We start from the raw sequence: 11,875 nt of genomic DNA on the forward strand, positions 1-11,875 counted from the left end.
CACCCCCACTAGCCTATCACGCCGCAAAATCGGGGCGGCGGTTTTTGTGAAAAACAATTAAAAAAATTCTCCTAATAACCCTCCCATCCCTGCCCCCCCCCCGCTTTGGGGGGGCCGGCAAGTCCGCAGTCACTCTTGACCGGCCATCCGGAAAGGTTTGCCATTATGTCTGACATCTCTGACGGACCGGTTTCGGCAGGCGAGCTGGTGCTCAGCCTGCGCGGCATCTCGAAGAATTTCGGTGCCGTTTCGGCGCTCACCGATATCGATCTCGACGTCCATGCCGGCGAGGTGGTGGCGCTGGTCGGCGACAATGGCGCCGGCAAGTCGACGCTTGTCAAAGTCCTTGCAGGCGTCCATCAGCCGAGCTCGGGCACCATCAATTTCCGCGGCAAGCAAGTGACCATGCCCGACCCGAGCGCTGCACTGACGCTCGGCATCGCCACCGTCTTCCAGGATCTGGCGCTGTGCGAAAACCTCGATGTCGTTGCCAACATTTTCCTCGGCAAGGAGCTCAACCCGCTGCGGCTGGACGAGGTGGCGATGGAGATCCGCGCCTGGACGCTGCTCAACGAATTGTCGGCGCGTATTCCAAGCGTCCGCGAGGCGGTCGCCTCGCTGTCCGGCGGCCAGCGCCAGACCGTGGCGATCGCCCGCTCGCTGCTGCTCGACCCCAAGGTCATCCTGCTCGACGAGCCGACCGCCGCTCTTGGCGTCGCCCAGACGGCGGAAGTGCTGAACCTCATCGACCGGGTGCGCGAGCGTGGGCTCGGCGTGCTGATGATCAGTCACAATATGGAGGACGTGCGCGCCGTCGCCGACCGCATCGTCGTGCTCAGGCTCGGCCGCAACAACGGCGTCTTCGAACCCGACGCCTCGAACCAGGAACTGGTCAGCGCCATCACCGGCGCCGCCAACAATGCAGTGTCGCGCCGCGCCGAACGGCGCAAGGCCGCCGAACAAGCGCACAACCAGGAGCAGCGGCCATGAGCGCGGAGCCCAAGCAGGACACCTCCTCGTCGACGGCGCTCGACCGCAGCGACGTGCGCGTCAAGCACCAGGCCGGCGTTGGTGGCGCCATCAGCGCCTTCTTCGACCGCGTCCGCTCCGGCGACCTCGGCTCGCTGCCGGTGATTGTCGGACTGGTCATCATCTGGAGCGTGTTCACTGCCCTCAATCCGGTCTTCGTCTCGTCGAGCAATCTGGTCAATCTCCTGTTCGACTGCTCGACCGTCGGCGTCATCGCGCTCGGTATCGTCTGTGTGCTGATGGTCGGTGAGATCGACCTGTCGGTCGGCTCGATCAGCGGCTTTGCTTCGGCCATGGTCGGCACGCTGTGGGTCAACCAGGGCTGGCCGGTGGCGCTCGCCATCCTCGCCGCGATCGCCGTCGGCGGCTTCATCGGCGCGCTCTATGCCTTGCTGTTCAACCGGCTCGGCATGCCGAGTTTCGTCTCGACGCTGGCCGGCTTGCTCGCCGTGCTGGGCCTGCAGCTGTATATTCTGGGCTCCACCGGCTCGATCAATCTGCCCTATGGCTCGAACCTGGTGAATTTCGGCCAGTTGCTGGTCATGCCGGACTGGCTGTCCTATGCACTGGCGGCATTGCCCGGCATTGTCATGCTGATCGCCGGCCTGCGCACCGTCAGCCGCCGCCGGGCCGTCAATTTGTCGGCGCCGTCTGTCGGCGGCCTCATCGTGCGCGTCGCCGCCCTGACCATCCTGCTCGAACTGATCGTCGGTTATCTCAACCAGGCGCGCGGCATACCGTGGATGTTCGGCCTGTTCGTCGGCCTGGTGGTGGCGATGAACTATGCGCTGACCCGCACCCAATGGGGCCGCTCGATGACCGCCGTCGGCGGCAACCGCGAAGCGGCGCGCCGCGCCGGCATCAAGGTGCGCTCGATCTACCTCAGCGCCTTCGTCATGTGCTCGATGTTCGCCGCCCTTGGCGGCGTGCTGTCGGCGGCGCGGCTGGCCTCTGCCAGCCAGCAGGCCGGCACCGGCGACGTCAACCTCAACGCCATTGCGGCGGCGGTCATAGGCGGCACCAGCCTGTTTGGCGGCCGTGGCAGCGCCTATTCCGCGCTGCTCGGGATCATCGTCATCCAGTCGATCGCCAGCGGGCTGACCTTGCTCGATCTGTCATCGTCGCTTCGCTACATGATCACCGGCGCCGTTCTGGCGATTGCGGTCATCGTCGACTCCCTGGCACGCCGCTCGCGGGTTTCCCACGGCCGCGCCTGAACCAACAGAGAATACGAGGATAGAAGAATGGCTCAGGATTTGAGTGGAAAAGTCGCGGCGATCACCGGCGCCGCGTCGGGCATAGGCCTGGAATGCGCCAGGGCGCTGATCGCCGCGGGCGTTCGCGTTATGCTCGTCGACCGCGCCGCCGACGCGCTGAAAAGCGTCTGCACCGAACTCGGTCCCAACGCGATCCCGCTGGTGATCGATCTGATGGAGCCGGCCAGCGTCGCGACGATGATGCCGCAAATCCTGGACAAGGCCGGCCAGCTCGATATCTTCCACGCCAATGCCGGCGCCTATGTCGGAGGCCCGGTGCTCGAAGGCGACCCCGATGTGTGGGACCGCATGCTGAACCTCAACATCAACGCGGTGTTCCGTTCCATACACGCCGTGCTTCCGCATATGGTCGAACGAAAGACCGGCGACATCATCGTGACGTCTTCGATCGCCGGACTGGTGCCGGTGGTCTGGGAGCCGATCTATACGGCATCCAAGCATGCCGTGCAGGCCTTCGTCCACACGGTGCGCCGGCAGGTCGCCCCGCACGGCCTGCGCGTCGGCGCGGTGCAGCCGGGGCCGGTGGTGACAGCGCTGATCAGCGACTGGCCGAAGGACAAGCTTGAGGATGAACTGGCCAAGGGCGGCCTGATTCAACCGGTCGAGGTCGCCGAAGCCGTGCTGTTCATGCTGACTAGGCCACGGAACGTCACCATCCGGGACCTGGTGATCCTGCCGCAGAGCAATGATTTGTGAGGCAGTAGGCGTTAGGCCTTAGGCGTTAGGCAGTAGGGAATGGGGAGAGGCTCTTGCAACTGACCATTCACTGCCGTCCATCTCGCCTACTGCCTACTGCCTACTGCCTACTGCCTACTGCCTAATGCCTACTGCCTACTGCCTAACTTCTGAGGTTCCCCATGTCCCACTTCCTCGGCATCGATGTCGGCACTGGCAGCGCCAGGGCAGGGGTGTTCGACAGCAAGGGCACCATGCTCGCCTCGGCGAAGCGTGACATCGCACTGTTTATCGAACCCGGTGAGATCGCCGAGCAGTCGAGCGAGGATATCTGGCGCGCGGTGTGCGCCAGCGTGCGTGAAGCCGTGACCAAGTCGGGGCTCGCCGGGCGCGACATTGCCGGCATTGGCTTCGACGCCACCTGTTCGCTGGTCGTGGTCGGCCAGGATGGCGCGCCGTTGCCGGCCGGCAGTTCCGGCGACAGCCAGCGCAACATCATCGTCTGGATGGATCACCGCGCGCTCGACCAGGCGCAGCGCATCAATGCCGGCAAGCACGCCGTGCTCGACTATGTCGGCGGCACCATCTCGCCGGAAATGGAAACGCCGAAGCTGCTGTGGCTGCGCGAGAACCTGCCCGCCACCTTCGATGCGGCCGAGCATTTCTTCGACCTGACGGACTATCTGACCTGGCGCTCGACCGGCAGCCTGGCGCGCTCGATCTGCACGCTGACCTGCAAATGGACCTATCTCGGTCATGAGCGGCGCTGGGACGATGCCTATTTCCGTGCCATCGGCCTCGGCGCGCTCGCCGATGAAGGCTTTGCCCGCATCGGCACCGAAATCGTCGAGGGTGGCACGGCACTTGCCCAAGGCCTCACTGAGGCCGCCGCGGCCGATCTCGGCCTGCTGCCGGGAACGCCGGTTGCGGCCGGCCTGATCGATGCCCATGCCGGCGGCGTCGGCACGGTTGGCGGGCAGGGCTCGGTCGGCACCTTGCAGTCGCGCATGGCCTATGTGTTCGGCACTTCGGCCTGCACCATGGCCAGCACCAGCGAGCCGGCCTTCGTGCCCGGCGTCTGGGGTCCGTATTTTTCCTCGATGGTGCCGGGGCTTTGGCTCAATGAAGGCGGGCAATCGGCGGCGGGTGCTGCAATCGACCACCTCGTCGCTTTCCATCCGGCCACGGCTGAGGCATCCGCAAAAGCCAAGGCGGAAGGTCTCGGCCTGACCGCTTGGCTTGGTCAGCAGGCGGCGAAGCAGTCCGCCGACCTGTCCGCCGTAGCGCACCTGGCCGGGAGACTGCATGTCGTGCCGGAATTCCTCGGCAACCGCTCGCCCTTCGCCGATCCCGAGTCCAAGGCCCTGATCGCCGGGCTTGGCATGGACACGTCCCTCGACAGTCTGGTCGCCCTCTATGTCGGCGGCCTGCTGGGCATCGGCTACGGCGTTCGCCAGATCCTGGCGGCGATGGCCAAAAAAGGCATTGCCATCGACACTATCGTCGTCAGCGGCGGTGCGGCGCAAAGCGAGCTGGTACGTCAGCTTTTGGCCGACACGACGGGGCTGACCGTCGCCGGTTCGACCTCGCCCGAACCGGTGCTGCTCGGCTCGGCCATATTGGCGGCGGTGGCAGCGCAAAAATATCCCGATGTGATCGCGGCGATGACCGGCATGTCGCGCATCGGCGACATCTATCGCCCGGCCGGTGGCGACCTCGTGCCCTGGCACGACAAGCGCTTCGCCGCCTTCGAATTGCTGCAGCAGGCAGGCCGCGCCATCCGCGATTGAACGGCTTGGCTCACGTCCAGAAATAGCGGACGATGTGGAAGAACACCGGTGCGGCGAAGACCAGGCTGTCGGCGCGGTCCATCATGCCGCCGTGACCCTCGATCAGGTGACCCCAGTCCTTGACGCCCTGGTCGCGCTTGATCGCCGACGCCACCAGCCCGCCAAGGAACCCCATCAGGCAGGCGATGAAGGCGACGCCTGCCGCCGCGAGCGGCGAGAACGGCGTCAGGAACGACAGCAGCGCGCCGAGCAGGCTCGATGACACCAGCCCGCCGATCAGCCCTTCCCAGGTCTTTGATGGCGAAACGGACGGCGACAAAAAATGCCGGCCGAACAGCTTGCCGAAAATGTATTGCAGCACGTCGCTGCCTTGCACGGTGATGATCAGGAAGGCGATGAGCAGGAGGTTGCGGCCCTCGAAACCGGGCACGTTGAGCGTCAGCAGCGCCGGCACATGGCTGACGCAGTAGACCGAGATCATGACCGCCCATTGCTGCGCCGACACCCGCTCGAGGAAGCGCTCGGTGTCGCCGTTGAGCGCAGTGATCGCCGGCATCAAGAGGAAGCAGTAGACGGGGATGAAAATGGTGAAGAGCCCGTACCAGGCGGTCCACACCAGCCAGTACTGGAAGGGAATGATGATGCCGAACATGCCGAGCAGCACCCAGTGGTCGCTGCGCCGGCTGTGCGTCAGCGTCACGAACTCGCGCAGCGCGGCAAACGAGATCAGCGCAAACAGGATGGTCATGCCGGTGCGGCCGAAGAAGAACGCGACGGTGATCGCCAGCACCATCACCCACCAGGCGTTGATGCGCTGGTTCAAGTTGACGAGCGTCGAGGGCAGCGGCTTCGGCGCCCGCCATGAGAGGATACCGGCAACGATGCTCGCCATGGTCAGCACGCAGATCAGGCCGGCCAGCAGGATGACGGTTTCATGCATTGGCGGCAGTGTCATACGAAGTCTCTTTGCCTGGTCATGCTAGTGGTCCCGATCGGGACGCGGGTTGAGCGACAGCAGCGTCTGGCGCGCGCGCTCGAGGAAGGTGCGGCGTTCTTCGCCGGGCGCGATCGCCACCGGCGGACCGAAGACGACGCGGCACAAAAGCGGCACCGGTAGGAACTGGCCCTTGGGCAGCACGCGCGACATGTTCTCGATCCAGCACGGGATGAGTTCGACATCCGGCCGCGCCATCGACAGATTGTAGAGGCCGGAGCGGAACGGCAGCAGATCCGCCTCCGTCGTGTTGCGAGTGCCTTCGGGAAACAGGATCAGCGAGTGGCCGTCGTCGAGCACCGACAGCATGATCGAGATCGGGTGTTGCGTTTCGTCGGTCCACTGCCGGTGGATGAGCACGGACGACAGCATGTCCTGCGCGATGAAGCGGCGCAGCCGCGACTTGCCCCAATATTCGGCCGCCGCGATCGCATGGGTGCGGGCGCGCACTTTCTCGCTCAGACAAGCCGACAGCAGGATGAAATCACCATGGCTGGCATGGTTGGCGAAGTAGATGCGCTGCCGCTCCGACGGCTGGCTGCCGTTCCAGATTGGTCTGACGCCGGTTACCACCCAGGCCGCCGCCGACAGGCCGACCGACGTCACCGTCTGCAGCAAGGTGAAGGTGTTGGCGCGCAGGTGAAGTTTTGTCATGGCTCAAACAAATGCTGCGAAAAGGGATGCCGCAGCAAACATGGCGAGCGCCATGCGCTGCCTTGTCAGCAGGCGGCGCGTGCCTGCCATGCGATGGTCGAGCGAGCGGCCGCCGGCAGTGGTGGATTTCAGGCGCATGCGCGCCAGCACATCGTCGACCGCGGCACCCCCGGCGGCCTCGCTGGCGTGGCTTGCCATCAGCCGGAACAGCAGCGCATCGAACAAAAGCAAGGCCGAAAGAGCCAGCGTGGCCACGGCGCTCGCCGCCGCGACCAGCCAGGCCGCCGCGGACAGCGCTGTCGTCTGCGGTCCGGCCACCAGGCCGATGACCGGCGCTGCCATCACAGCCGCGACCACCAGCAGGATCGGCCACACCGCCTGCACCATTAGCCCGGCGGCGAATATTTCGGCCTTCTCGGGAAAATTGTCGCCACTCATGCCGGCCAACTCATGTCGGTTCTTCCAGCCCCGGTTCATCCAGCCCGATCTGAAGGTGCACGGGCCTGCCCGACGCGGCGAGTTTCTTGCGCGCCTGTGCAGCTGTGTACGAGCGCCCCGTCACCACCAGCCAGTCGGCGACGACGGCTGCACTGCGCTGGAAGCCGAGCGCGCAGCAGACCAGGACGGTGCCGCGCCGGCGCGCCAGCTCGATCGCCGCCACCGCTCGCTCCAGCCTGTCGTGAGGCGGCGCCACGAGGTCGAGCATCGCGTAGCTGATCCAGCGGCAGGTCACGCCGCGCGGCCGTTCCATCTCGCCGGCAAGGTCGATCACTGTGCCGAAGCGGTTGGCCTCGTCGGCACTCGGAAACCGGCCGAGGAAAACACCGTCGGTGATCTCCGCTTGCGGCGCCAGTTGGCGGGTCCATACCCACACATTGATCCGGGCGCCAAGCCGATAGGGCAGGAGCAGGATACGGTTGGCCAGTGAGACGCTGCCATCGGCTGCCTTCTGGAACACTTTGGCCCCGGCCCCAGCATAGGCGAAGGCGACGATGGCCAGCGCCAATGCCGGCCACAACAGGATGATAAAATCGGCGGAGACCAACGCGCCCTCGGCAGCGCCGGCCAGAGCAAGGGCCGCCCCCAGCCCGTAATAACCCGCCAGCCGCCGCGCCCTTGGGTCGGCCGTCAACCGAAAACCCCAGAATGGCAGCTCGCCCTTGGACGGAAACAGCCACAGCGCAAACAGGCCGAGCAGGGCGCCGGTCGGAATGTCGATGAAATGATGCTGCCAGGTCGTCAGTACCGAGGCGCCGATGAGAAAACACCAGACGTGCCAGACGGGGCGGAGAATGCCGCCGAGACGGTGACGTGCCAGAACGTGACGCCAATGGTCCCAGATGATCACCAGCAGCGCGATGTGCAGGGATGGCGCCTGGTTGAACGGCTTGTCGAAACCACCGAGCACCGCAAACAGGAAACCCGGCAGGCCGGTGGTTTCCGGCCGCACGAAGGTCGCCGTCAGCGGGAACGCGATGAAGCAGGCGACGGCAATGATCTGCGCCGAGAGATAGCGGCCGGCGAGCCGGTCGACGCCGCGCCTGGTCGTGTTGAGCAGCAGCGACAGGCCGTAGAACAGATTGATAGACCAGTAGGGCATGATCGTCCAGGCGACGAACGGGATGGCGTGTTCCCAGGCAAACACGATGCTGCCGACATGGTCGCGCCGCGACGCCAGCCAGTTGGCAAAGCCATAGGTCGAATAGAAGAATGGCGCCAGCAGCGCCAGCCAAAGGGCTGCCCTCAGCACGATGCCCAAATAGGGTTCCCGCGCCGGGGCAGGGTCAGTGACAGGCAGGGCCATGGTCTCAGACGCGCCGTGCGACCGAGACGGTGAAGATGCCCCATTGGTCGATGCGCTGGTCGATCTTTGCGAAACCGGCAGCCGTCACCAACTGGTCCATCTCGCCTTGCGTGCGCCGCCGCATCACCCAGGCCTGTCCGCCGCGATGCGAGGTCAGGCTGCGCGCGATCATCTCCAGCTGCGGATGCCATGGCTGGTTGGTGTAGACGAGCAGGCTGCCGGGTTGCATGGCGCTCGCCAGCCCGCCGAGCGAGCGGGAAATCATCGTGTTGTCGGCGAACAATTCGTAAAGCCCGGAGACGATGGCGAGGTCCGGCGCCGGCTTTTGCCCGGCCAGCATGTCGGCATCGAAGGCGTCGGCCTGATGGAAGGTGACGCTGGTCGGCAGCTGCCGCTCGGCGATCAGCTTCGAACCCAGTCCGACATTGAGCTCGGAATAATCCTGCAGCCGCACGCTTGCTGGCGGTTCAGTGCATTTGGCGACGGCATCGAGTACATAGCGGCCGTGGCCGGCGGCGATGTCGAGCATGTGGACGGGACGGCCAGCTGCCTTCAGGCTGGCGGCGGCGTTGCCGATCAGCTCTTCCAGATGCAGCTTGCGCTGGCGGATGCCGCGCCAGCCGATGGCGTCGAGGAAGGTGCGGTCGATCATGCGGCCGATGAAGCCGGTGCCGCGCGCATCGTTCTCGTAGACATAGTCGAGCGTCGAGCCGGAATCGAAGCCGGTGGCCATGCCGATCTTCATGCCCGAAGACAGCCAGGCGCCCATGCGGATCGAGGCGCGACTCATCGCCCAGAAAATACCGTTGGGCGACAGCAGCGTCAGCGGCGAGGCGAGCCTCTCTGCCTCGTCGCGGGTGTAGCCGGCGCGGTCGGCCTGAAGCAAGTCGATGGTTTTCTCCGGCGTTGCAAATTGCTTTTCGAGGAATGGCCGGATCAGGTCCAGCGCCTGCTTGCGATCGCGCTCGCCCAGCGTGTCGTGGAAGAAGCCGGGCAGCACATGCCGCTCCTTGGCGCTGCTGCCGAGATTGACGAAGAACTCGTGCTGAGGTCCATGCCGCACCACCCAATCGCTGCCGGAGATCAAGAGCTGCGTCGGCACGGTGATGGCGCGCGCGTCCGAGACGATGCGGGCAGCGTGGTCGTAAAGCTCGACCAGGATGTTGGAGGCGATCGGTCGCGTGATCAGCGGATCGGCGTCGAAGGAAGCGATGCGCTCGGCATCGTGCGTCAGGAACTTCGCCTTGACGTAGGAATTGACGAAGAAGCGGCCCTTGAGCTTCTGCCACAGCGCAATGCCCTCCTTGGCGAAGGGCACGTAGAGCTTGACCGAAAAGGCCGGTGAAGCCACCACCAGCGCGCGGATGTCGGGCGCATAGTCATGCACCCAGGCAGCAGCCAGCACGGCGCCGAAGGACTGCGCGATCAGCGCGATGTCGCGCTGGCCAAAACCATCCCGGCCGATCTCGCGCACCAGGCAGTCGATATCACGCACCAGGGCGGCAAAGGACGGCGCATAGCCGCGCTCGCCGGCCGATCGGCCATTGCCGCGGGCGTCCCAGGCGTAGAAGGCATGGTCGGGCATGGCGAGCTCGTCGACCAGATGCGCCATGCGGCCGCCATGCTCGTGGCCGCGATGGAACAGCAGGATCGCACCCTTTGGCGCCGACCCGGCGGCCGGCCAGTAGCGGTAGAAGATCTCGGTGCCGTCATGGCTCTTGAACGTGCGCTCCTGCGCGATGCGCTCGAGGCTTGCCGGTGCTAGGGCGGCGATGGTCTGGTGGATCATGGTTTCCCTCTGGCGGTCGGGTGCCTGACGCTTTGGCATCAGGTGCCGCCCGCTCTAAGGCCGCTGCGTATCCGGTTGATGGCGGTTATCCCCGACAGTGTAGCCATGATCGGAAACACAAACGGCGCGATCCCCGCCACCCACAGGCCGCAAGCGAGGAGAAAGCCGATGACGCCGAGCACCAGGGCTCGGTCGCTCTTGCCGAACGGCCCGGCATAGTTGCGCCCGCTGCCTGCGGCAACGCCAAGCACGCCGGCGAACTCGACAAGCATGGCGGTAATAGCGAAGGCGACGACACCCCAGGCCGGGAACAAGGTGGCAAAGGCCAGGATCAGCGCCAGGTCCGAGACGACGTCGCAGAGTTCGTTGAGAAACATGCCGAGTTTTGATGCTTGCCCATGTTCCCTGGCCAGCATCCCGTCAATGGCGTTGAGCGCCATGCGCACGAACAGCACCACCGGCATCAACAGGAAAACCAGGGGATGGTAGGCAAAGGCCGCGACCACCAGGCCGGTGGCGATGGAGAGCGCCGCGGCGAGAAGCGTGATCTGGTTGGCGGTGACGCCGGCATCGGCCAGCCGGTCGGCCAGCGGCCGCAGCCTGGCCTGAAAGGCCGGTTTCAGTTGATAAAGCGTTGGCATGTGCGATCCCCCAACCGCGGCTCATGACAGTGTCGGCGAGATTGGTCAATCGGCAGGCAGGGCGCAAGGGCTTGCACCAGCATCCGCACCGTTGCGGGATTCGAAACTCCCGGCATGGATGCAGAGGCGCAGCCGAAGATCTCGGCCAAGCAGGATGTTGCGCGCTACAAACCGCCTCGCAAATGAGAACTTTACAAATATTCGTATTTATATGAAGTAAATCACTGAAAGGTCCATCATGACAAACAGTCGCTTCGCCACCCGCCTGAATTCCTTCGCCTCGCGGCCGCAAGCCGAATGGCCTGATCTTACCGGCAAGCCGTCCATGCTGCAGATGGCAGCCCGCGCGGCCAAGGTCGACGGGCTGACCGACCTTGATCTTAATTTCCCCGACCATGTCAGTGAAAAGCCGGCTGAAATCGCCCGAAAGCTCGGTGATTTCGGGCTTTCCATCAATGGCTTTGCCATGCGTTACTACTCCAATCCGGCCTTCAAGCTCGGCGCCTTCACCAATCCGGACCCGGCGGTGCGCCGCGAAGCCATCGACTTGACCAAGGCCGGTATCGATGCGGTGCGCGCGGCCGGCGCCAGTCTGATGACGCTGTGGCTGGGCCAGGATGGCTTCGACTATGCATTTCAAACTGACTATGCGACGCTCTGGCAGCACGAAATCGAGGGGATTCGTGAAGTTGCCGCGCATGATCCCGGCTGCCAGATCAGCCTGGAGTACAAGCCTAACGAACCGCGCTCCTACTCGCTGATGCCGGATGCGGCGACCACCTTGCTGGCGATCCGCGAGGTCGGCCTACCCACTCTCGGCGTCACGCTCGATTTCGCCCATGTGCTCTATGCCGACGAACAGCCGGCCTTCGCCGCGGCGCTGATCGCTCGCCACAGCAAGCTGCTCGGCGTCCATCTCAACGATGGCTATGCCAAGCGCGACGACGGCCTGATGGTCGGCGCGGTGCACACGCTGCAGACCATCGAACTGCTGCGCCAGATCCGCCGCGACGGCTACGCCGGCGCCATCTACTTCGACACCTTCCCCGACATGACCGGGCTCGATCCGGTGCACGAATGCGAAGTCAACATCGCCACCGTCAAGCGCCTGCTGCGCGTTGTCGACCGGCTGGAGAAGGATAACCGCCTGTCCGCCGCCATGGACAGCCAGGACGCCGTGACGTCGCAGGCTATCGTCCAGGAAGCCATGCTCGGGTCGTGA

At 64.9% G+C, this 11,875-nt stretch carries 11 protein-coding genes; 5 read left to right on the forward strand and 6 right to left on the reverse strand.

Going from position 1 to position 11,875, the window contains the following annotated elements:
* The first annotated feature begins 165 nt into the window (after positions 1-165).
* The 4 genes from NKI05_RS14150 (at position 166) to NKI05_RS14165 (ending at position 4,771) form a co-directional block, all read left to right on the forward strand.
* A complete protein-coding gene (locus NKI05_RS14150; protein ID WP_023814864.1) occupies positions 166-990 on the forward strand; it encodes an ATP-binding cassette domain-containing protein in 825 nt (274 codons plus the stop codon).
* Complete coding sequence (locus tag NKI05_RS14155; protein WP_023695496.1) at positions 987-2,246, forward strand: sugar ABC transporter permease; 1,260 nt, start codon at positions 987-989, stop codon at positions 2,244-2,246. Before NKI05_RS14150 ends, NKI05_RS14155 begins: the two co-directional genes overlap by 4 nt.
* Positions 2,247-2,273: 27 nt before the next feature.
* Positions 2,274-3,002, forward strand: coding sequence for an SDR family oxidoreductase (locus NKI05_RS14160; protein ID WP_023814863.1), 729 nt, complete (start codon positions 2,274-2,276; stop codon positions 3,000-3,002).
* 161 nt (positions 3,003-3,163) lie between these two features.
* Positions 3,164-4,771 (forward strand): FGGY-family carbohydrate kinase, encoded by a 1,608-nt coding sequence (locus NKI05_RS14165; RefSeq protein WP_023751870.1) that lies wholly within the window; start codon positions 3,164-3,166, stop codon positions 4,769-4,771.
* A 10-nt stretch (positions 4,772-4,781) separates the two neighbouring features.
* On the opposite strand, the gene NKI05_RS14170 is transcribed toward NKI05_RS14165, so the two are convergent.
* Genes NKI05_RS14170 through NKI05_RS14195 form a run of 6 tightly spaced genes read right to left on the reverse strand, consistent with a single transcriptional unit; the run spans position 4,782 to position 10,653 of the window.
* The gene (locus NKI05_RS14170) at positions 4,782-5,711 is read right to left on the reverse strand and encodes a phosphatidate cytidylyltransferase (protein ID WP_031201228.1); all 930 of its coding nucleotides are present in this window, start codon (positions 5,709-5,711) and stop codon (positions 4,782-4,784) included.
* Positions 5,712-5,750: 39 nt separating this feature from the next.
* On the reverse strand, positions 5,751-6,419 hold the full coding sequence (locus NKI05_RS14175) for a lysophospholipid acyltransferase family protein (protein ID WP_023672504.1): 669 nt from the start codon (positions 6,417-6,419) through the stop codon (positions 5,751-5,753).
* A 3-nt stretch (positions 6,420-6,422) separates the two neighbouring features.
* A complete protein-coding gene (locus NKI05_RS14180) occupies positions 6,423-6,857 on the reverse strand; it encodes a hypothetical protein (protein WP_023693832.1) in 435 nt (144 codons plus the stop codon).
* A 10-nt stretch (positions 6,858-6,867) separates the two neighbouring features.
* The gene (locus NKI05_RS14185; RefSeq protein WP_352792489.1) at positions 6,868-8,223 is read right to left on the reverse strand and encodes a phosphatase PAP2/dual specificity phosphatase family protein; all 1,356 of its coding nucleotides are present in this window, start codon (positions 8,221-8,223) and stop codon (positions 6,868-6,870) included.
* A 4-nt stretch (positions 8,224-8,227) separates the two neighbouring features.
* Positions 8,228-10,009, reverse strand: coding sequence for a bifunctional alpha/beta hydrolase/class I SAM-dependent methyltransferase (locus tag NKI05_RS14190; protein ID WP_031205197.1), 1,782 nt, complete (start codon positions 10,007-10,009; stop codon positions 8,228-8,230).
* A gap of 41 nt (positions 10,010-10,050) precedes the next feature.
* Positions 10,051-10,653 (reverse strand): CDP-alcohol phosphatidyltransferase family protein, encoded by a 603-nt coding sequence (locus NKI05_RS14195; RefSeq protein WP_023703071.1) that lies wholly within the window; start codon positions 10,651-10,653, stop codon positions 10,051-10,053.
* 238 nt (positions 10,654-10,891) lie between these two features.
* Here NKI05_RS14195 and NKI05_RS14200 point away from each other — a divergent pair, with 238 nt between their 5' ends.
* Positions 10,892-11,875, forward strand: coding sequence for a TIM barrel protein (locus tag NKI05_RS14200; protein ID WP_352792492.1), 984 nt, complete (start codon positions 10,892-10,894; stop codon positions 11,873-11,875).

Origin of the sequence: Mesorhizobium sp. M0771 (assembly GCF_040320155.1) — a bacterium.
In the GTDB taxonomy this organism is placed as follows: Bacteria; Pseudomonadota; Alphaproteobacteria; order Rhizobiales; family Rhizobiaceae; genus Mesorhizobium.